Here is a 26735-nt window from a genome sequence, read left to right as displayed (position 1 = left end):
AAGATGATCAGGTTGATAGGTCCGAGGTGGAAGTGTGGTGACACATGGAGCTGACGGATACTAATCGTTCGAGGACTTAACCAAATGAATCAAGCATACTTGCCAAACTTACATTATCCAGTTTTGAAGGAATGATTTCTTTCTAACCAAATAGTCCGGTAATGATGGCGAAGAGGCCACACCCGTTCCCATTCCGAACACGGAAGTTAAGCTCTTCAGCGCCGATGGTAGTTGGGACGCGAGTCCCTGTGAGAGTAGGACGTTGCCGGGCAATTTAAGAAACCAGTTCAGTTGATGAGCTGGTTTTTTTGTGCGGTTTTTGGGATTGAGGTTGAGTTATCAGCATGATTAGTAGGCTGGAAAGAAGACATAAGTTGAAAAAATGGGACAAAGATGAGTAAAATCTGAGGGAAAGCCAAGCTTTTTAAAATTGTTATATCTACCCATGACAATTCATATTAAGCACATTTCAGCTCAGATTCTGACATCACTTATATACGTCTTACCGTACATACTTTGATGTGTTTTTGCTGGAGAATAGGTGTGAGACGGCACAGTGTTAAACTGAAATTCCTATCCATAAAGAAGAAAACTTTTGCCAGTCCACGCTTACACCAGTCACATAAAATTCTGTAACAAAACTTCCGAAAAGAGTACTAAATGGGATACACTACTAGTAGAGTAAGTAACAGAAAGGACGAGGGTCGATTGGCTAAGCCAAAGAAACAAAAGTTTGAATTGCAGGAGAATGAAAGCATTGATGAATGCTTGGAGCGTATGAAAAAGGAAGGATACTTTCCCGTAAGACGTATGGAGAAACCAATTTTTAAGGAAGTGAAGAATGGCGATCAGATAGAATATATTCCGGTTGCACGCCAGATTATTTTTGAAGGCAAATCAATTGATTGAAAACCGAACGATATTGCATTAAATAACAGAAGTGTTCGGTTTTTAGTTGACATACAATTAGCCCTATTGGTAAGATAGGTACGAACAATAAGCATTAAAATAAATAATTCTCTCATATAATAGCGGGGATATGGCCTGCAAGTTTCTACCCAAAGACCGAATAAATTTTTGGACTATGAGAGAAAGCGGACCTCACCTTATATGTGAGGGCATAGTACTTGTCCTAAGTGCTCGGTTTGGCATAGCATATAAGCTGTGTGGACTGCTTTCTCTTTTTTGAAAGTGTGTTCATGCAGCTTTTTTATTTGGAGGCGAAAATGATGAATGACCTTAAGGTTGGAGTAATCATGGGAAGCATATCAGACTGGGAAACGATGAAGCATGTATGTACTATTCTGGATGATTTTAAGGTGGCTTATGAGAAAAAAGTAATTTCAGCTCATAGAACGCCTGATTTAATGTTTGAATATGCCCAAAGCGCGCGAAGTCGTGGAATAAAAGTGATTATAGCCGGTGCAGGCGGAGCAGCCCATTTACCTGGGATGGTAGCAGCCAAAACTACTTTGCCTGTAATTGGTGTGCCTGTGCAATCCCACGCTCTAAACGGTTTGGATTCTTTGCTGTCTATTGTTCAAATGCCGGGTGGTGTTCCTGTAGCAACGATGGCGATTGGCAAAGCCGGTGCAAAAAATGCAGGTCTTTTAGCAGTACAGATATTAGGGACCTTCGAGCAAGAATTGGCTGAAGAACTTGAACAATATAGATTAAAAATTCAAAGACAATCAATTGAAAGTTGTGATGAACTTGAGTAAGCAGGCACCAGTTATTTTACCTGGCCAGACGATTGGGATAATAGGTGGCGGTCAGTTGGGGCGAATGCTGGCATTGGCAGCCAGAAATTTAGGTTTTAAGATAGCTGTGCTTGATCCAACGCCCAACAGTCCTTGCGGCCAAATTGCGGATATGGAAATCACGGCCCCATTTAATGATGTAGAGGCTCTGCAGCGCTTGGCAAAGATAAGTGATGTACTCACATTTGAATTTGAAAATATTGATGCTGATGCGTTAGATCAACTAACGGGTAATCCATATATTCCGCAGGGTACGGATATATTAAGAATTACGCAGGATCGGGTTCTTGAAAAACAGGCGATTGAGAAATCAGGTGTCAAAGTTGTCCCGTTCGAGGTCATTGCAAGTTTTGAGGATCTTCGTCAAGCTATTTCTAAACTTGGCTATCCTTCTGTCTTGAAAACAGCGCGAGGTGGTTATGATGGAAAAGGACAGCTTGTTATACGGGATAAAGGAGATTTAGCCAAAGGCTCTGAATTGCTGAGCCATGGAGTTTGTGTTTTGGAGAGTTTTATACCGTTTCAAAAGGAAATTTCAGTGATAGTAACTCGAAAATTGGATGGTTCCATACGGGTGTTTCCTGTTGCAGAGAATATTCACGTCAATAATATTTTGCATCAATCGATTGTCCCGGCGAGAATCAATGAAAACACCCAAATCCATGCAATCGGATCGGCTGTACAATTGGCAGAATCATTACAGGTGGTTGGTACATTAGCCGTTGAAATGTTCCTGCTCGACCAGGATGATATTTTGGTGAATGAATTAGCGCCGAGACCTCATAATTCCGGACATTTTTCGATTGAGGCTTGTGAAACCTCTCAATTTGAGCAACATATAAGAGCGGTGTGTAATTGGCCGCTTGGTCATACTGAATTACATTCCAGTGCGGTAATGGTCAATGTTTTGGGTCAGCATTTAGAACCGGTTATAAAGGCTTTAGGGAATGAGCCTGATTGGAAAGTACATATTTATGGGAAGCGTGAAGCGAAGAAAGATAGAAAAATGGGGCATATTACAGTCTTAGGAGAGCATCCGATGGAAATATTAGAGATGCTTAATCAATCAAATATATGGACTGAACAAACAGGAGACAAAAAAGAAAAGGTGGATATGAAATAATGATTGAACGTTATACAAGACCGGAAATGGGAAAGATTTGGACAGAGGAGAATCGTTTTCAAGCATGGCTCGAAGTAGAAATTTTGGCTTGTGAAGCCTGGGCAGAGCTTGGTGCAATCCCTAAAGAGGATGTAAAAGTAATGAGAGAGCGTGCTTCCTTTGATGTGAATCGTATCAAAGAAATTGAAGAAGAAACCAGACATGATGTGGTTGCCTTTACGCGTGCCGTTTCAGAATCGCTGGGAGAAGAACGGAAATGGGTTCATTATGGTCTGACTTCTACAGATGTAGTCGATACGGCTTTATCTTATTTGCTCAAGCAGGCCAATGATATTTTAATCGCTGATGTGGAGCGGTTTATTACAATTTTGGCAGAAAAAGCGAAGGAGCATAAATATACGGTTATGATGGGACGTACTCATGGCGTCCATGCTGAACCAACGACATTTGGTTTGAAAATGGCATTATGGTATGAAGAAATGAAGCGGAATCTAAAAAGACTAAAAGAAGCTGCAGATACAGTAGAGTATGGTAAAATCTCCGGTGCTGTTGGAACATATGCGAACATTGATCCATTTGTAGAAAAGTTTGTGTGTGAAAATCTTGGGATCAAACCTTCTCCAATCTCTACCCAAACCCTACAGCGCGACCGACATGCACAATACATGTCTACATTAGCATTGATTGCGACTTCTATTGAAAAATTTGCAACTGAAATTCGTGGTTTGCAAAAGAGTGAGACACGTGAAGTAGAGGAATTTTTTGCGAAGGGGCAGAAGGGTTCTTCCGCTATGCCGCATAAACGCAATCCAATCGGTTCGGAGAATATGACTGGGTTGGCCCGTGTGATTCGCGGCCACATGATGACGGCCTATGAAAATGTTTCACTTTGGCATGAACGGGACATTTCACATTCTTCTGCTGAAAGAATTATCCTCCCGGATGCGACCATTTTATTGAACTATATGTTAAACCGCTTCGGTAATATCGTGAAAAACTTAACGGTGTTCCCTGATAATATGAAGCGTAATATGGACCGCACTTATGGTCTGATTTATTCACAGCGTGTATTGCTTGCTTTAATTGATAAAGGATTGTCTCGTGAAAAAGCGTATGATACCGTTCAGCCTAAGGCGATGGAGGCATGGGAAACACAGATTCAATTCCGTGAATTGCTAGAAGCGGATGAAACAATTACGGCCTACCTGTCTACTGAAGAATTGGATGATTGCTTCGATTACCATTATCATTTGAAAAATGTAGATTTCATTTTTGAACGTATGGGGCTGTAATTTTAACGAGGGGCACTACTTAATAAAGGTTGAGGGGTGCCCCTTTTACATTAATTCCATCCGTGTTTGGCTTATCAGGATTATTACCATATAGGAGGATATCCAATTGGCGAAGAATGAACTTCTTTACGAAGGCAAGGCAAAGCAAATTTATGCAACTGATAATCCGGAAATCGTCCTAATCCGATACAAGGACTCAGCAACTGCATTTAATGGGGAAAAGAAAGCAATGATTGAGGGGAAGGGACATCTGAATAACCAAATCACGAGCCTGCTATTCGAATGGCTTCACCTTAAGGGTATTGAATCGCATTTTATTAAAAAAATATCAGAAACAGAACAGCTCGTTAAACGAGTCACCATTATTCCTTTAGAAGTAGTAGTCCGCAATGTTGCTGCCGGCAGTTTTTCTAAAAGATTGGGTGTAGAGGAAGGAACACCTCTTAAAAGGCCGATTGTGGAATTTTATTATAAAGACGATAAGCTTGGTGATCCGCTATTAACAGAAGATCATATTAACGTCCTGGACCTTGCTACAGCTGGAGAAGTCGAAATATTAAAAAAACAGTCTATGCAAATCAATGAAATGTTGCGAAGCTTATTTGCTTCTATGGACATCAGATTAATAGATTTTAAGCTTGAGTTTGGCAAAGATGAGAAGGACCATGTCCTGCTTGCGGATGAAATTTCACCGGATACTTGCCGTCTTTGGGATTCGCATACAAATGAAAAGTTGGATAAGGATATATTCCGCCGGAATCTCGGCAGTTTAACAGATGCCTATAAAAAAATTCTTGCTAAGCTGGAGGACGTTCAACATGTATAAAGTAAAGGTTTATGTCACTCTTCGTGAAAGTGTATTGGATCCGCAGGGAACTGCTGTACAAAAGTCATTGAATGCCATGAATTTCCCGGAGGTTCGGGATGTGCGAATTGGCAAGTATATGGAGTTGGAACTCTCTGAATCTACTGCTGATGTTGATGAGGCGGTCCGCAATATGTGCGAAAAATTGTTAGTCAATACGGTCATTGAAGATTATCGATACAGCATAGAGGAGGTAATCGGACAGTGAAATTCGCCGTAATCGTCTTTCCGGGATCCAATTGTGATATTGATATGTATCATGCCGTTCGTGATGAGGTTGGAGAAGATGCGGAATATGTTTGGCATACGGAAACGAGTCTCGAAGGCTTTGATGCTATCCTGCTGCCTGGAGGGTTTTCGTATGGTGACTATTTACGGTGCGGTGCAATTGCCCAATTTTCACCCATTATGGAGGCTGTGAAAAGAGCGGCATTGGATGGTATTCCGATCCTCGGTGTGTGTAATGGATTCCAGGTATTACTGGAGGCGGGATTGCTGCCGGGAGCTATGCGGCGTAATGCTGATTTGAAGTTTATTTGCAGACCGCAAAAGTTGAATGTTGTGAACAACGAAACTCCTTTTACGAGCTCCTATACCAAAAATGAACAAATCACTATCCCGATTGCTCATGGCGAGGGAAATTACTATTGTGATGAGGAGACGCTGGAACAGTTAAAGACACAAAATCGAATTCTGTTTACGTATGATAGAAATCCAAATGGCAGTCATCAGGATATCGCGGGAATTATGAATAAGCAAGGCAATGTTCTTGGGATGATGCCCCATCCGGAAAGGGCTGTTTCCTCCTTACTTGGCAGTGCCGATGGAATCAAGTTATTCAAATCGATTGTTCAATACTGGAGGGAAACAAATGTCGTTAATGCTTGAGCCAAGTCCAACCATGATTAAAGAAGAACGAATTTATGCCACAATGGGATTGACGGATGATGAGTTTGCCAAGATAGAAAAAATTCTTGGGCACTTGCCAAACTATACAGAAACTGGTTTGTTTTCAGTTATGTGGTCTGAGCATTGCAGCTATAAAAACTCAAAGCCTGTATTAAGGAAGTTCCCAACAACAGGTAAACGTGTACTGCAAGGGCCCGGAGAAGGTGCGGGTATTGTGGATATTGGTGACGGGCAAGCGGTTGTTTTTAAAATTGAAAGCCATAACCATCCCTCCGCAATCGAACCATATCAAGGTGCAGCCACAGGCGTGGGTGGAATCATCCGCGATGTCTTTTCCATGGGGGCTAGACCGATTGCCATGCTGAACTCCTTGCGTTTTGGAGAATTAACAACTCCACGGATGAAGTATTTGTTTGAGGAAATTGTAGCTGGGATTGCCGGATATGGAAACTGTATCGGAATACCAACTGTTGGTGGTGAGATTCAGTTTGATCCTTCCTATGAGGGGAATCCTCTTGTAAATGCGATGTGTGTCGGCTTAATCAATCATGAGGATATTAAGAAGGGTCAGGCGCATGGAGTTGGAAATACAGTTATGTATGTCGGGGCAAAAACAGGTCGTGATGGCATTCATGGAGCAACCTTCGCCTCGGAGGAATTAACAGATGATTCTGATTCCAAACGGCCAGCCGTACAAGTAGGGGACCCATTCATGGAAAAGCTTTTACTTGAAGCATGCCTGGAGCTTGTAAAATCGGATGCACTTGTAGGAATACAGGATATGGGCGCAGCTGGATTAATCAGTTCCTCTGCTGAAATGGCCTCCAAAGCGGGATCCGGAATTGAAATGAATTTAGATAGGATTCCTCAGCGAGAAACAGGAATGACACCTTATGAAATGATGTTATCTGAATCACAGGAGAGAATGCTGATTGTAACCAAAAAAGGACGGGAGCAAGAAATCGAAGAGCTGTTTGGAAAGTATGGCCTTGAAGCGGTCGATGTGGGCACTGTAACGGAAGATAAAATGATTCGCTTAACATATAGAGGCGAAGTGGTGGCAAATGTACCAGCAGATGCACTAGCTGAGGAGGCGCCAGTTTACTATAAACCGTCCAAAGAGCCTAATTATTTTCAAGAGTTTCAAGCGATGGAAGATGAAGTACCTGTCATCAACAACTATACAGAAACTCTGCTATCGTTATTGGCACAACCGACTATAGCGAGTAAGGAATGGGTTTATGACCAGTATGATTATATGGTACGCACGAATACGGTTGTAGGGCCAGGTTCTGATGCAGCCGTCGTTCGTATTCGCGGCACGGAAAAAGCGTTGGCGATGACAACAGACTGCAATTCCCGCTATCTCTATTTAGACCCGGAAACAGGCGGTCAAATTGCGGTGGCTGAAGCAGCACGTAATATTATTTGTTCAGGCGGTGAACCGTTGGCGATTACAGACTGTTTGAACTTCGGGAATCCGGAGAAGCCTGAAATTTTCTGGCAGCTCGAAAAAGCGGCAGATGGATTAAGTGGAGCATGTCGTGTACTAGGGACACCGGTGATTGGTGGGAATGTTTCCTTGTATAACGAAACAAATGGAGAAGCGATCTACCCGACACCGGTCGTTGGCATGGTTGGACTTGTTCATAATCTCAAGCATATCACCACTCAATCCTTCAAAGAAAAGGGAGATTTAATCTACTTAATAGGAGAAACATATGCTGAATTCGGCGGTAGTGAGCTGCAAAAATTCATGAATGATGGACGGATTTTTGGTAAAGCGCCCCATCTGAATCTTCAGGTTGAAAAAGACCGGCAGGAAAAGCTGTTGAAAGCGATTCAGGCGGGTGTAATAAAGTCAGCTCATGACCTGGCAGAAGGAGGATTATCCATAGCACTTGCAGAAGGATTGTTTGGCGCAGAAAACCTTGGTTTTGAAGTGAATTTAGAGGGGGATTTGGCCACCCGGTTGTTTGCAGAATCACAATCCCGTTTCCTTGTGACTGTATCGCCTGAACAAGTCGGACCTTTCAAAGAAATTATTCCGGAAGCGGTTCAAATAGGTATTGTAACAGATACAGAAAAATACGTTATTCATGCCGGCCAGGAAGAGACAGTTATTGATATTGAAGCAAAACAACTACTGATAGCCTGGAAGGGAGCCATACCATGCTTGCTGAAATCCGTGGACTAAATGAAGAATGTGGATTGTTTGGAATCTGGGGACATACTGAAGCATCTCAACTAACCTATTATGGTTTACACAGTCTGCAGCACCGTGGACAGGAAGGAGCGGGAATGGTCGTTACAGATGGCCAAGTATTGAAATCGCATAAAGCAGAAGGACTTGTGAATGAAGTTTTCAATCAAAAGATCATTGAGGATATGAAGGGACGGAGCGCAATCGGCCATGTTCGCTATGCGACAGCAGGAGGAGGCGGAGTGGCAAATGTTCAGCCATTTTTGTTTAATTCTCAGACTGTCGGTAGTTTTGCTCTCGCTCATAATGGAAATTTGGTAAACGCAACCCAATTAAAAAATCAGCTTGAAATAGATGGGAGCATTTTTCATACAACCTCGGATACAGAGGTCCTGGCCCACTTAATTAGGCGCTCTGGTTCAGCTTGTTTTAAGAAGCGAATAAAGCAGGCTTTATCGTTCGTCCAAGGGGCCTATGCATTTCTGGTCATGACAGAAACAGAAATGATGATTGCTGTGGACCCACATGGATTGCGTCCTGTCTCCATCGGACGAATCGGTGAAGGATATGTAGCTGCATCTGAGACATGTGCCTTCGATTTAATAGGTGCTGATTATATTCGGGATGTTCGGCCCGGAGAGCTGGTGACGATTAATGATGACGGCATCCAATCAGAGTATTTTGCTGAATCACAGGGCAAAGCCATGTGCAGTATGGAGTATATTTATTTTTCAAGACCCGATAGCAATATAGATGGTATTAACGTTCATACGGCCAGGAAGAACCTGGGGAAACAACTGGCTATTGAAGCGCAAATTGAAGCGGATGTTGTCACAGGTGTACCGGATTCAAGTATATCGGCAGCTATCGGTTATGCCGAAGTAAGCGGGATTCCATATGAGATGGGGTTAATTAAAAATCGATATGTGGGACGGACCTTTATACAGCCATCCCAATCTCTACGTGAGCAAGGGGTGAAAATGAAGCTGGCCCCAGTGCGCGGTGTGGTCGAGGGCAAAAGGGTCATCATGGTGGATGATTCGATTGTAAGGGGAACGACCAGCAGGAGGATTGTGACGATGCTTAAAGAAGCCGGCGCAAAAGAGGTACATGTGTGCATTAGCTCTCCTCCAATCAAAAATCCCTGTTTTTATGGAATTGATACATCGTCCAAAGAAGAGCTGATTGCCGGGTTTAACTCGGTTGAGGAAATCAGGGAGATGATCGGAGCAGATTCTCTGACCTTTTTAAGTGTGGAGGGGACGGTTGAGGCAATTGGCAGGCCTTTTGGTGGCGAGTATCGAGGTCAATGCATGGCATGCTTTACGGGGAACTATCCAACTGAAATTTATGCCACCGATGATCAGGCATATGAAAAAATAAAGTAACGGCAATAGATTATTGACAGGAAGTATGAAAGGATGGTCACTTTGGCGAACGCATATAAACGTGCAGGAGTGGATATTGAAGCAGGCTATGAATCCGTCTCACGTATGAAAAAGCATGTAAGCCGTACACAAAGACCAGAGGTACTCGGTGCTTTGGGCGGGTTCGGAGGTATGTTTGATTTGTCGGCATTGTCCCTTAAGGAGCCTGTACTCGTTTCGGGAACAGATGGAGTCGGGACTAAATTGTTGCTCGCTATGATGATGGATAAGCACGATACAATTGGTGTTGACTGCGTTGCCATGTGTGTAAATGATATTATTGCCCAAGGTGCAGAACCATTATATTTTCTTGACTATATTGCTTGCGGAAAAGCAGAACCGATAAAAATTGAGGCAATCGTAAAAGGAATAGCGGATGGATGTGAGCAGGCAGGCTGTGCCTTAATTGGCGGTGAAACGGCTGAAATGCCTGGAATGTATTCTGTAGATGAATATGATCTGGCTGGTTTTACGGTTGGTGCGGCAGAAAAAAGGAAGCTGATTGATGGAAGCCTTGTACGAGATGGCGATGTATTAATTGGGCTGCCTTCAAGTGGGATTCATAGCAATGGGTTTTCGCTAGTGAGAAAGGTATTACTTGATGAATCGTCAATGAAATTGGATCAATTTATCAAAGAGTTGGATTGTATGCTTGGAGAAGAATTACTGCGTCCAACTAAGATTTATGTAAAACCCATCCTTGAAGTTTTGAAGTCCGGCTCAGTTCATGGAATCGCCCACATTACCGGAGGAGGATTTATCGAAAATATACCGCGCATGCTTCCGGATGGATTTGGGGCGGAAATTAAAAAAGGAACATGGGAAATTAATCCGATTTTCAACCTTATAAAGGATAAAGGATCACTTGAAGAGGATGACATGTATTCGATTTTTAATATGGGGATTGGCATGGTTCTAGCTGTACAGGCTGAAAAAGCGAGTGAGCTAATTGGTACCCTGAATCAATTGGGGGAAGACGCAAAAAGAATCGGTCGGGTGATTCAAAAAGAAGGCGTGCATTTCCGTTGATTTACAAAAAGGCAAAGACAATTTAGTAGCTTATTAAGTTGAAATCATATAAGACTAAGGGAGAAGCTATGAAAAAAATTGCTATATTTGCATCAGGTAATGGCAGTAACTTTCAAGCGATAGCAGAAGCGGTGGAAAAAGGAAAATTGTATGCCTCGATAGAATTGCTGATTTGTGATCATCCAGGTGCTTACTGTATAGATAGGGCGGAAAAGTTAAATATTCCGGTATTATCCTTTTCTCCAAAGGATTTTCCTTTGAAAGAGGATTATGAACAGCAAATTTTACAGGAGTTGCAGGCGAAAGAAGTCGAGATGATTATTTTGGCAGGCTATATGCGATTAATTGGCTCAGTGCTGTTAAGGGCCTATCCTAATCACATTATTAATATTCATCCTTCTTTATTGCCAGCCTTTCCAGGAAAAAATGCCGTTTTGCAGGCGATAGAAGCAGGCGTCGAAGTGACGGGGGTTACGGTTCATTATGTAGATGAAGGCATGGATACGGGACCGATTATTGCACAGAGAGCCGTCTCGATACATAAAGGGGAGAGCGTGGAGGAGATCCACAGGAAAATTCAGCAGGTAGAGCATAACCTATATCCACGCATTATAGAGCAGTTAAGCAACGAACAGGAGGAGAAAGTATGAAAAAGCGGGCATTGATCAGTGTATCAAACAAAGAGGGGATTGTAGAATTCGCCAAAGGAGTTACGGAGCTGGGCTTTGAGATTATTTCCACAGGTGGAACCAAAAAAACATTGTCGGATCATGGTATTCCAGTTATCAGCGTCAGTGACGTGACAGGTTTTCCGGAAATAATGGATGGGCGCGTAAAAACTTTACATCCCTATATTCATGGGGGTCTCCTTGGAAAACAAAACGATGAATCCCATATGGCTCAGCTTGAAGAACAAGGGATTGCTCCTATTCAGCTGGTTTGTGTGAACCTTTATCCATTCCAAGAAACCATTGCTAAACCAGGCGTGACAGTTGAAGAGGCAATCGAGAATATTGATATTGGCGGTCCTGCAATGCTGAGGGCCTCTGCTAAAAACCATGAGTCTGTAGCAGTTGTGGTGGATCCTGCTGACTATGGAAAAGTACTTAATGGTTTCCGTAATGGAGAACTTTCCTTATTGGATAGAAGAAAGCTGGCGGCAAAGGTTTTTCGCCATACAGCGGCTTATGATGCCCTGATTGCTGAATACATGACAAATTTGGCAGAAGAGGATCAGCCTGAAAACTATACTGTTACATACACGTTAAAGCAACCACTTCGCTACGGTGAAAACCCTCATCAAAAAGCTGCGTTTTATGCAAAACCACTTGGCTCTACTTTTTCAATTGCAGCAGCCAGGCAGCTGCATGGTAAGGAATTATCCTATAACAATATCAATGATGCAGATGCTGCCCTGCAAATCGTGAAGGAATTTGAACAGCCGGCTGCTGTTGCTGTGAAGCATATGAATCCTTGCGGCGCAGGAACTGGAGACACTATTTATGAAGCATTCCAAAAGGCATATGAAGCGGATCCTACATCTATCTTTGGCGGTATTGTTGCGTTAAATCGGGAAGTAGATGCTGAAACGGCGAAACTGCTTCATGAAATTTTCTTGGAAATTGTGATTGCCCCATCATTTACTGACGAGGCATTAGAGGTCTTAACATCTAAGAAAAATATTCGCTTACTTACTATTCAATTTGAGGGAAGAGAGAAAAGGGAGAAAAAACTATCTTCCATTACAGGCGGTTTACTTGTCCAAGAGTCAGATGAGGCAACTATACAGGATGCAGAGCTTCAGGTTGTTACAAAAAGAGAACCTACTGAAGCTGAATGGAAAGCTCTTCAATTTGGATGGAAACTCGTAAAGCATGTTAAATCAAATGCAATCATCGTAACAGATGAGCAAATGACACTGGGAGTAGGTGCTGGTCAAATGAATCGTATCGGCGCTGCGAAGATTGCCTTAGAACAGGCTGGTGAAAAAGCGAGAGGCGCCATTATCGCATCAGATGCATTCTTTCCAATGGATGACACAGTGGAAGCCGCGGCCAGAGCCGGGATTACCGCTATCATTCAGCCAGGCGGATCAAAGCGAGATGAGGACTCTATAAAAAAAGCAGATGAGTATGGTATTGCGATGGTTACTACCGGAGTACGGCATTTCAAACATTAAGAGGGAGAGACACGAGATGATGAAAGTACTTGTTATAGGGCGTGGAGGTCGCGAACATGCATTGGCCAGAAAATTTGCTGAGAGCAAGCGCGTTACAAAAGTATTTGTAGCACCAGGCAATCCCGGAATGGCAGATGTTACTGAGATTGTGGATATCCAGGAGATAGATCATACCAGATTAGTTGATTTTGCGAAAGAAAATGAAATAGAACTAACATTTATAGGTCCGGAAACTCCTTTAGTGAACGGAATTGTAGATGAATTTCTGGACCATGACCTAATCGTATTCGGACCCACCAAAGCTGCCGCCATAATAGAAGGAAGTAAGTCTTTTACGAAGGATTTGCTGAAAAAATATGATATTCCTACAGCAGAATATGAAACATTTACGGATTATGAAAAGGCAGTCCAATATGTAAAGAAAAAGGGTGCACCAATTGTTATTAAGGCGGATGGTCTTGCAGCAGGCAAGGGTGTAGTCGTCGCAATGACGGAAGGGGATGCGCTCAGTGCCTTGAAAGAAATGCTGCTCAATCAAAGGTTTGGAGAGTCTTCTAAAAAAGTTGTGATTGAGGAATTTTTGATTGGGGAGGAGTTCTCCTTTATGGCTTTTGTAAATGGAGAAAAGGTCTATCCGATGGAAATTGCTCAGGATCATAAACGTGCTTTTGATGGTGATAAAGGTCCGAACACAGGTGGAATGGGAGCTTACTCTCCTGTTCCGCACATCAGTCAAGACATGGTTAGCCAGGCGTTAGCGAAAATTCTGATACCGACAGCAAAGGCAATGGTGAAAGAGGGTAAATCATTCACCGGGGTCCTTTATGCCGGATTAATCGCTACTGCTGAGGGTCCAAAGGTGATTGAGTTTAATGCCCGATTTGGTGACCCGGAAACACAGGTCATCCTACCAAGGTTAAAGTCAGATTTTATGGATGTGGTTGAAAACGTTCTGAATTCTGTCGATATGGATTTGGAATGGTCTGAAGAAAGCGCCCTTGGAGTCGTCATGGCAGCTAATGGCTACCCAGGTGAGTATGAAAATGGCAGTATTATAAAAGGCTTAAAGTATGTTGATATCGATACACATATTTATCACGCAGGGACAAATAAAAATGAACTGGGTGAGTTTTTGACAAATGGAGGAAGAGTCCTCTTACTAACTGCACTCGGTAAAACACTGGAGATTGCCCAGAAAAAGGCTTATCGGGAGCTAGAGGGAATTCAATGTAATGGTCTCTATTATCGCCATGATATTGGAGAGCGTGCTATTGAAAAATATAACGGTTAGAGGCTGTTTATTAGCTAGTTAGTAATGCAAGGAACATTAAATTGGCTACTGGTCGACCTGAAGAGGTCGGCCTTTTTCATATGCCAAAAAGGTATGCAGAGGAGCATGGTTAACGTTGGCAAAAAGTGATCCAATCACTTTATGTTTAGTAATAAGATAAATTTTAAATCGCTTCAAACAAACTTCAACAAATCAGAAGGGAATTCGCGTAAAATCTATTAATATCGCTCAATCACAGTATAATTCGCTCTATTCTCTGAAATTCGCTCATAAATCCTCTAAAATCGCTCAATAATCTTTGTTTTCGCTCATTTATTTTTAAAATCGCTCAATAGTTTAATAAATTCGCTCATATACCTTTAAAAAACAATAATATTCTTAAATATTAGACTAGAAAAATCATTAACTTGTTCTTTGCGACAAAAATTACTAAAAAGATATCATTTTTTAAAGAGAAATGATGTTTTTTGAAGAAGTATAGGATACTTCCTATCCATATACATTTTTGTATCCCTGCATCTTGAGAGCGATAAAATAAATAATGCGGCTTTACAGGTTTAGTTTAAAGGGGCAAGGGAAGAGTCTATTTGGGGGTTGTCTAATCTTTTTCCTTTATTAAAGGGAACTTTTTAATGTGATTATACGTAAAAGTCATATATCCAAAAATACTTATAGTTATTTAATAATGCTGAAATGTAAAGAATTACAAATTAATTTCATTCTTTAATGCTCTAAATAATAAAAATATGTTAGTATATTGAAAAGGCTTACATTTTAATTTTAAAAATGGAAGGGCGATGCTTCCGTTTTTTTAAATATAAGAAATGATGTTTTGCGAAGGGGGTATTTTTATGCTTGGACAACGATATAGATGGAAAAATAAACAACTGCGCGAGCATGTTCATGTGATAGATGGTAAAGTAGCGCCAACTCTTGTTTTAACGAATGCCGTGTATTTGAATCAGGTGTTTAAAAAGTGGATGAAGGCGAATATATGGATCTATGAAGATCGAATTGTATATGTCGGGGATAACATGCCTGTTATACAGGACGGGTATGAGATTGTAGACTGTACGGATCAATACCTGGTACCAGGTTATATTGAACCGCATGCCCATCCATATCAATTATATAATCCGGCTACTCTTGGCATGCATGCTGCTCAATATGGAACAACCACCTTAATCAATGATAACATGCTTTTGTTTACTCTTTTGGACAATAGACAAGCGTTTGCACTGCTGAAGGAATTACGTCATCTTCCAATCAGCATGTATTGGTGGGCCAGATTGGATTCTCAAACTGAGCTGAGAAATGAAGAGATGGTATTCTCGCATTCTAATGTAAAGAGCTGGCTTGAGCACGATGGAGTCCTGCAGGCTGGAGAGCTAACAGGATGGCCGCGTCTTCTTGATGGAGATGACATGATGCTTCACTGGATACAGGAAGCAAAAAGAATGAGAAAGAAAATTGAAGGACATTTCCCGGGCGCTTCTGAAAAAACATTATCTAAATTAATGCTGCTTGGTGCGGATTGTGATCATGAGGCTATGACAGGAGAAGAAGTCATTCGCAGACTGATGCAGGGATATGATGTGTCCTTGAGGCATTCATCCATTCGTCCGGATTTACCCCGTATTTTGGATGATTTAAAAGAATACGAATTGAACTCCTATGATCGATTATTTTTTAATACAGATGGTTCAACACCTGGATTTTATAAAGATGGATTTACGGATCAATTAATCTCGATAGCAATTGAAAAAGGTGTGCCTATTATTGATGCGTATAATATGGCTTCCTTAAATATAGCCCGCTATTATAATATCGATTATTTACACGGAAATATTGCGACAGGACGAGTAGCCAATATTAACTTCCTGTCTGCCAAGGATCAGCCTACTCCTCACTCTGTTTTATCAAAAGGGCAGTGGGTGAAAAGGGATGGAAGACAGGTTGAAACGAATCGAACATCGATCGCCTGGAAAGACTTTGGCCTTAGCCCTCTGGAGCTTGATTGGGAGCTTACAGATTACGACTTCCAATACTCAATGCCATTTGGCATCAATATGGAAAATAGCGTCATCACTAAGCCATATTCGATTCATATTGATATTTCAAGAGAAGTTTTGGATGAAGACCATGATGAGAGCTTTTTTACGTACCTAACAAGAGATGGTAAATTCAGAATCAATACGATATTAAAGGGGTTTGCCAACCGTTTGTATGGATTTGCTTCATCCTTTTCTAACTCTGGGGATATATTGTTGATTGGAAAAAGTAAGAAAGATATGAGACTGGCTTTTAACCGAATGAAAGAAATCGGTGGGGGAATTGTGATTGCAGAGAAAGGTGAAATATTGTTCGAAATGCCTCTGGAGCTGCAAGGAATGATGTCTAATCAAGAACTCCCGATTTTAATAGAAGAAGAAACTAGATTGCGAGAAATATTGACTGAAAAGGGATACCCATTCGAGGATCCGATTTATTCTTTACTGTTCTTTTCCTCTACTCATTTACCTTATATAAGGGTAACACAGGCAGGATTATATGACGTTATGAATAAATCTGTACTCTTTCCGACTATAATGCGTTAAAATAATAAAGAATAGAGAAAAATAAAAGGTAGATCATGGTGGGTTAATTTCACTTTAAGGGGTGTAGGGCATGTTGAGGAAAGCTGGGTTCATGGTGGCTTTAGTTTTTGTCCTTCTGGCAGGGTGTTCAGGGAATAAGGAAGAAACCATTATTGATAAACCTCAAACTGATAAAGAAGAGGTAGCTGCTAAGCCGGTGAATACGTATCCGTTAACGGGTGTGGGAACGGACGAAGAGGTCAACCACAGGGCTGTATCGGTTATGGTCAATAATCATCCCAAAGCAAGACCACAGTCTGGCCTATCTAAAGCAGATGTCGTATATGAGGTTTTAGCTGAAAGTAATATAACTAGGTTTTTGGCTATCTACCAAAGCGAATTTCCCGAAAACATTGGGCCAATTAGAAGTGCGAGAGATTATTATATAGAGCTTGCCAAAGGATATGAAAGCCTGTATATTTTTCATGGCTGGAGTCCTGATGCGAAAAAGCTGATTCAATCTGATTATATAGACCACTTGAACGGACTTAACCATGACGGGACACTCTTCAAACGATCTTCTGATCGAAAAGCGCCGCATAATTCCTATATCACCTATGAAAATATCTTAGAGGGTGCACAAAAAGAAGGTTATTCAATGGAAGAGAATACCCCGCCGTATAGCTTTTTTTCCGACGATGAAACAGGATTAATTTCCGGTGATGACTATAAAGTTGCTGCTCTATCTTATGGATCTCTAGATTATGATGTGACCTATAAGTATGATTCGGCGAGTGAAAAGTATACACGCCATACAGCGGGAGTACGCACGGAAGATCAAGATACGAAAGATCCCGTTCTACTGGATAATATCCTTATTGTGGAAGCTATTCATAAGGTGATTGATGATAAAGGCCGCAGGAGTATTGATTTAACTGCGGGCGGAGATGCATACTTACTGCAAAAAGGTAAACGCCTGGAGATTCAATGGGTAAGTAAAGATGGTCGAATTGTACCTGTATCCGGTGAAACGGAAGTAAAATTGGTGCAGGGAAAAACATGGATTAATATTATTCCGGATCAACCGGGCTTAAATAATAGTGTCAAACTCTCAAATGATTAGGAGGAACCTGGATATATGCAAATTAACAAACTAAAAGGGAAAGAGTTGGATCAATTATTCAACGCGATATTATCCTTGAAAGATCTCGATGAATGTTATCGTTTCTTTGATGATTTATGTACGGTGAATGAAATACAATCTCTTGCCCAACGCCTCGAGGTTGCCCGAATGCTTGAAGAAGGTAAAACGTATCATATGATTGAAACTGAAACCGGAGCAAGCACTGCAACTATTTCAAGGGTTAAACGTTGTTTGAATTATGGGAATGATGCGTACTCAATGGCACTGGGAAGATTAAAAGAAGATAATGCCTGAAATAAATAAAAGCAAGCAGACCGCGTGGAATATGCACATCGGTTGCTTGCTTTTTTATATGTACTCAGGCTGGGAACGTATCATCTAATTGACAATTAAGTAGGCGCGCACCGGGGTAGAGCACATATTTATTACCGGTTAGATAACAGTTGTGCATATGAATTTTCTAACTCTTTGGGAACTCTAAAAGGAATGCTATAATGGTTAAATGGAAATTAGAATGGGGGCTGTTTTGCATGTACGATTTTCGCGAGTGGAAACATGTGTTTAAACTCGATCCTAATAAGGAAATTTCAGATGAAGCACTCGAAAAGGTTTGTGAATCGGGTACGGATGCCATTATTGTCGGAGGAACAGATGGTGTTACATTAGAAAATGTTCTTGACTTAATGGCCCGCGTTAGGCGTTATACTTTACCTTGTGTGCTTGAAGTATCAAATATAGAATCCATAACCCCAGGATTTGATTTGTATTTTATACCATCTGTTTTAAATAGCAGGAATCCAGATTGGATCCTTGGTTTGCATAAAGAAGCAATTAAAGAATTTGGCCACATGATTAATTGGGACGAAATGCATGTGGAAGGGTATTGCATCATGAATGCTGATTGTAAGGCAGCAGATTTAACGGATGCCAATACCGATATGACGGAAGAAGATGCGGCAGCTTATGCTCTTGTGGCAGAAAAAGTATTACATTTGCCTATCTTTTATTTGGAATACAGCGGAAAGTATGGGGATCCAGCACTTGTCAAAACCGTTAAAAATACATTGATGAATACAACGCTATTCTACGGCGGAGGGATTACAAGCATCGAAAAAGCTGAGGAAATGTCCAGCTTGTCAGATGTAATTGTAGTCGGAAACCTCGTCTATGAGGATTTAAAAACGGCTCTCTTGACAGTAGATTCTGCCAAAAAGAATAAATAAAATTGTCGTTAAAGCCATTGGATGAAGTATAATAAGAACAAATGTTCGTTAGGGTGGTGTCATAATGCAATTCTTAACAGATCGACTGTTAACGGGATTAAATAATAAACAAAAAGAGGCTGTACAAGCTACGGATGGACCTTTGCTAATTATGGCCGGAGCGGGCAGTGGGAAGACAAAGGTACTTACCCACCGCATTGCCTTTCTAATTGTAGAAAAAGAAGTAGCACCGTGGAATATTCTTGCCATTACGTTTACCAATAAGGCAGCAAGAGAAATGAAGGAAAGAATTCAGGGAATCCTAGGCGGCGCTGCAGAGGATATTTGGATTTCTACTTTCCACTCAATGTGCGTGCGAATCCTGCGCCGTGATATTGACCGAATTGGTATGAATCGCAATTTCTCAATTCTTGACCCAGGTGATCAGCAAACGGTTATTAAGCAAATAATGAAAGAGAAGAATATTGATACGAAGAAATTCGATCCTAAGACGATTCTTGGGTCCATTTCCTCTGCCAAAAATGAATTGATCAACTATGAGGAATTTGCGAACAGTGCAGGCAATTACTATGAGCAAACAGTAGCTGATCTTTATACAGAGTATCAGAAGCGACTCCGTAAAAATCAGGCATTGGACTTTGATGATTTGATTATGAAGACATTTGAACTTTTTGATAAGGTTCCGGAAGTACTGGAATTCTATCAAAGAAAGTTTCAATATATTCACGTGGATGAGTATCAGGATACGAACCGTGCACAATATATGCTTGTAAAGAAATTGGCACAGCGTTTTAAAAACCTATGTGTAGTTGGTGATTCCGATCAGTCCATCTATCGCTGGCGTGGTGCTGATATTGCCAACATTCTCTCCTTTGAAAAGGATTATCCTGATGCCAATGTTATTTTGCTTGAGCAGAATTATCGCTCCTCAAAACGGATTTTAGCGGCTGCCAATGGAGTAATTAACAACAACCTGAATCGTAAGGAAAAGAATTTGTGGACAGAAAACCTGGAAGGGAATAAGTTGGCATATTACCGTGCGGACAGTGAACAAGGTGAAGCACAGTTCGTTGCTGGAAAGATTAAAGAGCTGACAGAACAGCAAGGGAAGAAGCTATCTGATATTGCCATTTTGTACCGTACGAATGCTCAGTCAAGGGTAATGGAGGAAGTTCTGCTTAAATCCAATATTCCATATACGATTGTTGGCGGTATTAAGTTCTATGATCGTAAAGAGATTAAAGATATTCTTGCTTATCTGCGACTCATTGCCAATCCGGACGATGATATTAGCTTGCGCAGGGTCATCAATGTTCCAAAGCGTGGAGTTGGAGCAAGCTCAGTTGATAAAATTGCTAATTATGCTGCCGATCATGATATTTCTATGTATCAGGCTATGATGGAGCTTGAATTTATTGGACTTAGCGGTAAAGCTTATAATGGGGCTGCTGAATTCAGGGACCTAATTAAAAACTATACGCAAATGCAGGAATTCCTGTCTGTTACAGAATTAATAGAAGAAGTCATTGAAAAATCAGGGTATCGAAAGTCGTTGGAAATTGAGAAGACGATTGAAGCAGAAACACGCCTAGAGAATATTGATGAGTTCTTATCTGTTACGAAAAACTTTGAAAAGGGCAGTGATGATAAGAGCCTGGTTGCCTTCTTAACAGACCTTGCACTTGTTGCGGACATTGACCGTATGGATGAGGATGAAGCCGTGACAGATGGCGTTGTATTAATGACACTTCACTCGGCAAAAGGGCTGGAATTCCCTGCTGTATTCCTGATTGGACTTGAAGAAGGTGTCTTCCCGCATAGCCGTGCCTTAATGGAAGAAGCGGAAATGGAAGAAGAACGACGGCTTGCTTATGTTGGGATCACACGGGCTGAACGTGAATTATTTATTACGAATGCACAGATGCGTACATTATATGGACGTACTAATCTGAACCCTGTATCTCGCTTTATTAAAGAAATTCCACAGGATTTAATTGAACTGTTAAATCCGCCTGAAGAGCAAAGGCAGTCAAGACCTTCCTTTATGCATTCAGGTTCAGGTACAAGAACTAGAACGGGTATAAATGGTGCCGGTCTTAACAATTCAGGAATCAATGGTGCAGCAAGACCTAAAACTGTCGGAAGATCGATGATGAATGAGTCCGGCGGAGAAAAACTCGACTGGCAGGTTGGCGATAAAGCGGCCCATGGTAAATGGGGCGTAGGTACAGTTGTCAGCGTAAAAGGAAGCGGAGACGGTCTGGAGCTGGATATTGCATTCCCATCTATGGGTATCAAACGACTCCTTGCCAAATTTGCACCAATCACAAAACAATAGTCCGCAAGAGAAACATTGAGTAGAGAGGGCTGAAAATATGGATATAAAAGAAGCGCAAAAACGAGTGGCTGAGCTTCAATCACTATTAAACCAATATGGATATGAATACTATGTTCTCGACCAGCCATCAGTTCCTGATTCTGTATATGATCAGACGTATAAAGAGTTGGTGGAATTGGAGAGTCAATATCCGGAGCTGCAAACCCCAGATTCACCTACTCAAAGAGTTGGTGGACAAGTGCTTGATACGTTTGCAAAAGTAGAACATATTACACCGATGCTAAGTCTTGGTAACGCCTTTAACGAAAGTGATTTGCGCGATTTTGACCGCCGAGTAAATTCAGGGCTTGGTACAGACCGATATTCTTATATATGTGAATTGAAAATAGATGGACTGGCAGTTTCCCTGCGTTATGAAGAAGGGCTATTTGTTAAAGGGGCTACAAGAGGAAATGGAACAATTGGTGAGGATATTACTGCTAATCTTAAAACCATTCGTTCCATCCCACTCCGATTGAATGAACCAGTTACATTTGAGGTACGCGGTGAGGCATATATGCCAAAGAAATCGTTTGTTTCCTTAAATGCAAAGAAGGAAGAAAATGGGGAAGAGCCATTTGCCAATCCACGAAATGCAGCAGCAGGATCCTTGCGTCAGCTTGATCCACGCATAGCTGCTTCGCGGAATTTGGATATTTTCCTTTATGGGATTGGTGAAACAGGAGAAACAGGTGTTGAATCCCATGGTGAAGGACTTGACTTTCTTCAAAAATTAGGATTGAAAACCAATCCGCATCGCAGAAGATGTGCTACGATTGAAGATGTATTAGAGTATATTGAGGAATGGTCAGCCAAAAGGCCTGAGCTTGATTATGATATTGATGGAATCGTCATCAAAGTCGATTCACTTTCTCAACAAGAGGAATTAGGATATACTGCAAAAAGTCCAAGATGGGCGATTGCATATAAATTCCCTGCAGAGGAAGTCATCACTATTCTTCGCGATATTGAATTGACTGTCGGTCGTACAGGCGTTATTACGCCAACCGCCTTATTGGACCCGGTAAGAGTAGCAGGTACAACAGTTAAACGGGCTTCCCTTCATAATGAGGACCTAATCCGTGAAAAAGATATTCGGCTTGGAGACCATGTTGTCGTCAAAAAAGCCGGTGATATTATTCCGGAGGTTGTCAATGTTCTGTTTGATAAGCGGACAGGGGAAGAAAAGGAATTCCATATGCCAACGCATTGCCCTGACTGCGATAGTGAGCTTGTTCGTTTGGAAGGAGAGGTAGCTTTGCGCTGCATCAATCCAAAGTGTCCAGCTCAGATTAAAGAGGGGATGATTCACTTTGTTTCACGAAATGCCATGAATATTGATGGTCTGGGTGAAAAAGTCATCATTCAATTATTCGATGAATCGTTAATTAAGGATGTAGCGGATATTTATAAATTGACATATGACCAGCTGATTAATTTGGAGCGTATGGGGGATAAATCAGCGAACAATCTTTTGAACGCTATTGAAGCATCTAAGAGCAACTCATTGGAGCGCCTTTTATTTGGACTGGGAATCCGCCATGTTGGTGCTAAGGCTGCAAGAATCCTCGCGGAAGAATTTGAAGACATGGATCGTCTAATGTCGGCAAATGTAGCTGAATTGACAGCTATTAATGAAATTGGGGACAAAATGGCTGATGCGGTTGTGACTTATTTTAATCAGGAAGAATGCCAGCAATTGATCGATGAATTAAAAAATGCTGGGGTTAATATGCTCTATAAAGGTAAAAAGAAAAATATCGCTGAAGCTACAGATAGTTATTTTTCTGGAAAAACCATTGTACTTACAGGAAAGATGGAAAAGTACGGACGAACTGAAGCAAAAGAGTTGATTGAAGCTTTAGGTGGAACTGTAACGGGTAGCGTAAGTAAAAAGACAGATTTAGTAATAGCCGGAGAAGATGCCGGATCAAAATTAAAAAAAGCCCAGGATTTAGGAATTGAAATATGGGATGAAAGCAATTTACTGGAAGAACTGGGCAAGCAGGGATAGAGGTGTAGGGATGAAGCGTTTGATAGCAATAACCATGGTACTGGCACTTATGCTTGTAGGCTGCGCACCACAATTTGATAAGGATGAGGTAGTAGAGGATAATACCGAGAAAGATTCCAAGAAAGAGTCTTCCATTATTCCTGAATATCAAATCTCCGACAATTATTATCAAACGATGCTGCCTTATCAGATAAGCAGTTCCAGAGGTCTTGTGGTTTCAAACATTAATACGCGACTTGATTTGGAAGAGTTTGAAACAGGGCTGATGAGATTGTCTCATGACCCATTCTCAACGGAGGAATATATTTTTAGAGAAGGTCAGTTATTGGACACGAAAACGATTAAAAGCTGGCTGAATCGTAAATATACAAAAGGGCAGTTGAAAGAGAACAAACTGACTGCTGAGGACAACGTCGGCTTAAACCCTTTAGATGATGGGAAGGGTGATATTGAGGAAAGATATGAGAAAAATCCAGAATATCTTGCCCATATTTTAGAGCATGATTATCTGATCAAAACAGATGATAATAAAGTTGAGTTGGGCGGCATTTCGATAGGGCTTGCCTTGAATTCAGTATTTTATTATCAAAAGGAAAAGTATGGGGAAACGTACGAAATAAAAATTGAAGAAGATAAACTGCTTGAAGAAGGTCAAAAAATTGCAGCTGAAGTTGTGAAACGAATTAGAACAATGGAAGGCGGAGAAACCGTTCCGATTATGGTTGCTTTATTTGAACAAGGAAGCAAGGATGCGGTTGTGCCTGGGAATTTTATTTCTTATACAAAAGTAGGAGAGAAAAGTAATAAGATTTCCAAATGGACAAACGTACAAGAAGAGTATTATTTGTTCCCATCCAATAAAGCAACAAAGGATTTCCGTGATGATGCAACGACCTTTGCTAATTTTAAGCAGGATGTTGAAGAATACTTCCCTAATTTTAATGGAGTAATTGGAAAAGCCTTTTATGTGAATAAAGAATTGCAAAAGCTGACCATCTCCATAGATATGCAGTTTTACGGAAAAACAGAGGTTATTGGATTTACACAATATGTGGCTGGATTGGTGAAATCGAGTTTCCCTGAATATTTATCGGTGGAGACAAAAATTGCATCTTCCAATGGACAGGAATCACTCATTGTGAAAAAGGCAAATTCCAAAGAACCAGATGTGTATATATATAATGAATAAACAGAGCTACCCATTGTGGTAGCTTTTTTGTGGATATAGATATGTAGTTAGTTTCTTGTGAAGATTTTGAATATAAACTATATTAGATGACTTACAAGCTTCCAATAGAGTAGAATAAAAAGGGGTTACTACAGAAATATAGGGAGGGAATCAAATGGTACAAGCATATAAGCACGAACCACTTACTGATTTTTCTGTAAGCAAAAACAAAAAAGCGTTTGAGGATGCTTTGGGATTAGTAGATAGCTATCTTGGCAAGGACTATGATTTGATTATCGGTGGAGAAAGAGTATCTACAGATGATAAAATTGTTTCCATTAGCCCATCAGATAAAAAAGTAGTAGTAGGCCGCGTTTCCAAGGCAAATAAAGATTTAGCAGAAAAGGCAATGCAGGAGGCACTAAAAGCTTACAAGACTTGGAGTAAAACGAAACCTGAAGTGCGTGCAGATGTTTTATTTAAAGCAGCTGCCATTATTCGCCGCAGAAAGCATGAATTTTCTGCCATTATGGTAAGAGAAGCGGGAAAACCATGGGTTGAAGCGGATGCGGATACAGCTGAAGCAATTGATTTCCTTGAGTACTATGCTAGACAAATGTTGAAATTAAAGAATGGGCAGCCGGTACAAAGCCGTCCTAATGAATATAATAGATATGACTACATACCACTGGGAGTGGGAATTATTATTTCCCCATGGAACTTCCCATTTGCGATTATGGCCGGTACATGCGTAGCAGCTGTTGTTACGGGTAATACAGTATTGCTAAAACCAGCTTCCACAACACCGGTCGTGGCTGCTAAGTTCGTAGAGGTTATGGAAGAGGCCGGTCTTCCTGCAGGCGTTATTAACTTTGTACCTGGAAATGGAAGTGAAGTGGGAGACTATCTTGTTGATCATCCGCAAACTCGTTTTGTCAGCTTCACAGGTTCCCGTGAAGTTGGAACCAGGATTTACGAGAGAGCTTCTAAGGTACAGGAAGGCCAAATTTGGCTGAAGCGTGTTATCGCTGAAATGGGCGGTAAAGATACAATTGTCGTAGATTCAGATGCTGATCTTGAATTGGCTGCCAAGTCAATCGTTGCGTCAGCGTTTGGATTTGCCGGACAAAAATGCTCTGCTTGTTCAAGAGCTGTTATTGTAGAAGATGTGTATGATAGAGTACTGGACAGAGCGATTGAATTGACAAAAGAATTGACTGTAGGAGATCCGACCGATTCTGCTACATTTATGGGACCAGTCGTGGATGCTTCTGCATTCAAGAAAATAACCGAGTACATTGAGATTGGCAAAAATGAGGGTCGCCTCATGACAGGCGGAGAATCGGATGATTCCAAAGGATTCTTTGTTCAACCGACCATTATAGCCGATTTGGCACCTGATGCTCGAATTATGAAAGAAGAAATCTTCGGTCCTGTTGTAGCATTCAGCAAAGCCCGTAACTTTGATGAAGCAATTGAAATAGCTAATAATACAGATTACGGATTGACAGGCGCTGTAATTACTAGAAATCGTGCACACCAAGAAAAAGCCCGTGAAGATTTCCATGTTGGAAACCTATACTTTAATAGAGGCTGTACAGGTGCGATAGTCGGCTACCAACCATTTGGCGGCTTCAATATGTCCGGTACAGATTCAAAAGCAGGCGGTCCTGACTACTTAACATTGCATATGCAAGCTAAAACTACATCTGAAACCTATTAATATATATGGCTATATTAAAGCTCCTCTCCGATTGTTTTCGGTGGGGAGCTTTTTTATTAACAGGGGGAATAAGAGTCTATTAACATAAAAAATTTGATTGAGGGGGAAATCAAATTTTTTAAGCAAACTATCAAAAATAATAAGCTTTTGAGTTTCTTGGGTAAGAAAACTAAGACTTTTAATGGAGAAATGAGCGAAAGAGCACTTTATTGGGCGGATTTTGGTAGGAATTGAGCGGAAACAGAAATTTATGAGCGAATAGGTTTTTATTGAGCGGAAATAGATCCTAATGAGTGATAATCATAGTTTTTTAGCGATTGTTACTTTGATTGAGCGAGATTATCAATCAGTCGTCTTGTGTTCAAGATAAAGTTAAGAATATCAAAATGGTTATTGTCTATGAAATTCATACTATACCTGTAATCTCTAAAT

The 26735-nt window shown here is 41.1% G+C and carries 21 protein-coding genes, 2 rRNA genes and 1 riboswitch; all 23 genes read left to right on the top strand.

Annotation, left to right across the window (positions count from 1 at the left end; translation table 11 throughout):
• A 23S ribosomal RNA gene (locus tag AC4G3N_RS15545) occupies window positions 1–84 on the top strand; the annotation flags it as partial.
• A gap of 70 nt (window positions 85–154) precedes the next feature.
• A 5S ribosomal RNA gene (gene rrf, locus AC4G3N_RS15540) occupies window positions 155–271 on the top strand.
• Window positions 272–708: 437 nt separating this feature from the next.
• On the top strand, window positions 709–909 hold the full coding sequence (locus AC4G3N_RS15535) for an NETI motif-containing protein (protein WP_066108532.1): 201 nt from the start codon (window positions 709–711) through the stop codon (window positions 907–909).
• A gap of 92 nt (window positions 910–1001) precedes the next feature.
• A riboswitch (purine riboswitch) is annotated at window positions 1002–1105 on the top strand.
• Between the two features lie 124 nt (window positions 1106–1229).
• Entirely contained in the window at window positions 1230–1721 is a 492-nt protein-coding gene (gene purE / locus AC4G3N_RS15530) for a 5-(carboxyamino)imidazole ribonucleotide mutase (protein ID WP_066108529.1), read from the top strand.
• Complete coding sequence (purK, locus tag AC4G3N_RS15525) at window positions 1708–2883, top strand: 5-(carboxyamino)imidazole ribonucleotide synthase (protein ID WP_066108528.1); 1176 nt, start codon at window positions 1708–1710, stop codon at window positions 2881–2883. The genes purE and purK overlap by 14 nt, the downstream gene beginning before the upstream one ends.
• On the top strand, window positions 2883–4175 hold the full coding sequence (gene purB, locus AC4G3N_RS15520; protein ID WP_066108525.1) for an adenylosuccinate lyase: 1293 nt from the start codon (window positions 2883–2885) through the stop codon (window positions 4173–4175). The genes purK and purB overlap by 1 nt, the downstream gene beginning before the upstream one ends.
• Window positions 4176–4275: 100 nt before the next feature.
• Window positions 4276–5001 (top strand): phosphoribosylaminoimidazolesuccinocarboxamide synthase, encoded by a 726-nt coding sequence (purC, locus tag AC4G3N_RS15515; protein WP_306821563.1) that lies wholly within the window; start codon window positions 4276–4278, stop codon window positions 4999–5001.
• Window positions 4994–5248, top strand: coding sequence for a phosphoribosylformylglycinamidine synthase subunit PurS (gene purS, locus AC4G3N_RS15510; RefSeq protein WP_066108519.1), 255 nt, complete (start codon window positions 4994–4996; stop codon window positions 5246–5248). Before purC ends, purS begins: the two co-directional genes overlap by 8 nt.
• Window positions 5245–5928, top strand: a complete 684-nt coding sequence (purQ, locus tag AC4G3N_RS15505) for a phosphoribosylformylglycinamidine synthase subunit PurQ (protein ID WP_066108516.1) — start codon at window positions 5245–5247, stop codon at window positions 5926–5928. The genes purS and purQ overlap by 4 nt, the downstream gene beginning before the upstream one ends.
• Window positions 5912–8146: a phosphoribosylformylglycinamidine synthase subunit PurL gene (purL, locus tag AC4G3N_RS15500; protein ID WP_140462127.1), complete on the top strand. Its 2235-nt coding sequence runs from the start codon at window positions 5912–5914 to the stop codon at window positions 8144–8146. The genes purQ and purL overlap by 17 nt, the downstream gene beginning before the upstream one ends.
• Window positions 8122–9540, top strand: a complete 1419-nt coding sequence (purF, locus tag AC4G3N_RS15495; RefSeq protein WP_490553633.1) for an amidophosphoribosyltransferase — start codon at window positions 8122–8124, stop codon at window positions 9538–9540. Before purL ends, purF begins: the two co-directional genes overlap by 25 nt.
• Window positions 9541–9582: 42 nt before the next feature.
• Window positions 9583–10608 carry a phosphoribosylformylglycinamidine cyclo-ligase gene (purM, locus tag AC4G3N_RS15490; RefSeq protein ID WP_148631358.1) on the top strand — a complete coding sequence of 342 codons (1026 nt, stop codon included), beginning with the start codon at window positions 9583–9585 and terminating at the stop codon, window positions 10606–10608.
• 68 nt (window positions 10609–10676) lie between these two features.
• Window positions 10677–11258 (top strand): phosphoribosylglycinamide formyltransferase, encoded by a 582-nt coding sequence (gene purN / locus AC4G3N_RS15485; RefSeq protein WP_066108508.1) that lies wholly within the window; start codon window positions 10677–10679, stop codon window positions 11256–11258.
• Entirely contained in the window at window positions 11255–12787 is a 1533-nt protein-coding gene (purH, locus tag AC4G3N_RS15480) for a bifunctional phosphoribosylaminoimidazolecarboxamide formyltransferase/IMP cyclohydrolase (protein WP_066108505.1), read from the top strand. Before purN ends, purH begins: the two co-directional genes overlap by 4 nt.
• 19 nt (window positions 12788–12806) lie before the next feature.
• Window positions 12807–14078 (top strand): phosphoribosylamine--glycine ligase, encoded by a 1272-nt coding sequence (purD, locus tag AC4G3N_RS15475; RefSeq protein ID WP_491090562.1) that lies wholly within the window; start codon window positions 12807–12809, stop codon window positions 14076–14078.
• Between the two features lie 851 nt (window positions 14079–14929).
• A complete protein-coding gene (locus AC4G3N_RS15470) occupies window positions 14930–16675 on the top strand; it encodes an adenine deaminase C-terminal domain-containing protein (protein WP_066108501.1) in 1746 nt (581 codons plus the stop codon).
• 70 nt (window positions 16676–16745) lie between these two features.
• Window positions 16746–17777 (top strand): DUF3048 domain-containing protein, encoded by a 1032-nt coding sequence (locus AC4G3N_RS15465; protein ID WP_148631360.1) that lies wholly within the window; start codon window positions 16746–16748, stop codon window positions 17775–17777.
• A gap of 15 nt (window positions 17778–17792) precedes the next feature.
• Window positions 17793–18092, top strand: a complete 300-nt coding sequence (locus AC4G3N_RS15460) for a YerC/YecD family TrpR-related protein (RefSeq protein WP_066108496.1) — start codon at window positions 17793–17795, stop codon at window positions 18090–18092.
• Between the two features lie 236 nt (window positions 18093–18328).
• Window positions 18329–19021, top strand: a complete 693-nt coding sequence (gene pcrB, locus AC4G3N_RS15455) for a heptaprenylglyceryl phosphate synthase (protein WP_491090549.1) — start codon at window positions 18329–18331, stop codon at window positions 19019–19021.
• 64 nt (window positions 19022–19085) lie between these two features.
• Entirely contained in the window at window positions 19086–21359 is a 2274-nt protein-coding gene (gene pcrA / locus AC4G3N_RS15450; RefSeq protein ID WP_066108490.1) for a DNA helicase PcrA, read from the top strand.
• A 37-nt stretch (window positions 21360–21396) separates the two neighbouring features.
• Window positions 21397–23412, top strand: coding sequence for an NAD-dependent DNA ligase LigA (ligA, locus tag AC4G3N_RS15445; protein WP_066108485.1), 2016 nt, complete (start codon window positions 21397–21399; stop codon window positions 23410–23412).
• 10 nt (window positions 23413–23422) lie between these two features.
• Entirely contained in the window at window positions 23423–24601 is a 1179-nt protein-coding gene (locus AC4G3N_RS15440; protein WP_066108482.1) for a CamS family sex pheromone protein, read from the top strand.
• Window positions 24602–24755: 154 nt separating this feature from the next.
• Complete coding sequence (pruA, locus tag AC4G3N_RS15435; protein ID WP_491090546.1) at window positions 24756–26303, top strand: L-glutamate gamma-semialdehyde dehydrogenase; 1548 nt, start codon at window positions 24756–24758, stop codon at window positions 26301–26303.
• The last annotated feature ends 432 nt before the right edge of the window (window positions 26304–26735 follow it).

The sequence above is a fragment of the Bacillus sp. z50 genome (assembly GCF_058313585.1).
The sequence above is the reverse complement of the archived record's forward strand: the minus strand, read 5'-3'. Positions and strand labels throughout refer to the sequence as shown.

Coding starts and splice junctions, on each gene's coding strand:
- purK (WP_066108528.1), top strand. CDS start 1,708: ATGAACTTGAGTAAGCAGGCACCAGTTATTTTACCTGGCCAGACGATT.
- purN (WP_066108508.1), top strand. CDS start 10,677: ATGAAAAAAATTGCTATATTTGCATCAGGTAATGGCAGTAACTTTCAA.
- AC4G3N_RS15465 (WP_148631360.1), top strand. CDS start 16,746: ATGTTGAGGAAAGCTGGGTTCATGGTGGCTTTAGTTTTTGTCCTTCTG.
- purE (WP_066108529.1), top strand. CDS start 1,230: ATGAATGACCTTAAGGTTGGAGTAATCATGGGAAGCATATCAGACTGG.
- purH (WP_066108505.1), top strand. CDS start 11,255: ATGAAAAAGCGGGCATTGATCAGTGTATCAAACAAAGAGGGGATTGTA.
- AC4G3N_RS15460 (WP_066108496.1), top strand. CDS start 17,793: ATGCAAATTAACAAACTAAAAGGGAAAGAGTTGGATCAATTATTCAAC.
- AC4G3N_RS15440 (WP_066108482.1), top strand. CDS start 23,423: ATGAAGCGTTTGATAGCAATAACCATGGTACTGGCACTTATGCTTGTA.
- pruA (WP_491090546.1), top strand. CDS start 24,756: ATGGTACAAGCATATAAGCACGAACCACTTACTGATTTTTCTGTAAGC.
- purS (WP_066108519.1), top strand. CDS start 4,994: ATGTATAAAGTAAAGGTTTATGTCACTCTTCGTGAAAGTGTATTGGAT.
- purD (WP_491090562.1), top strand. CDS start 12,807: ATGAAAGTACTTGTTATAGGGCGTGGAGGTCGCGAACATGCATTGGCC.
- purB (WP_066108525.1), top strand. CDS start 2,883: ATGATTGAACGTTATACAAGACCGGAAATGGGAAAGATTTGGACAGAG.
- AC4G3N_RS15470 (WP_066108501.1), top strand. CDS start 14,930: ATGCTTGGACAACGATATAGATGGAAAAATAAACAACTGCGCGAGCAT.
- ligA (WP_066108485.1), top strand. CDS start 21,397: ATGGATATAAAAGAAGCGCAAAAACGAGTGGCTGAGCTTCAATCACTA.
- purL (WP_140462127.1), top strand. CDS start 5,912: ATGTCGTTAATGCTTGAGCCAAGTCCAACCATGATTAAAGAAGAACGA.
- purF (WP_490553633.1), top strand. CDS start 8,122: ATGCTTGCTGAAATCCGTGGACTAAATGAAGAATGTGGATTGTTTGGA.
- pcrA (WP_066108490.1), top strand. CDS start 19,086: ATGCAATTCTTAACAGATCGACTGTTAACGGGATTAAATAATAAACAA.
- pcrB (WP_491090549.1), top strand. CDS start 18,329: ATGTACGATTTTCGCGAGTGGAAACATGTGTTTAAACTCGATCCTAAT.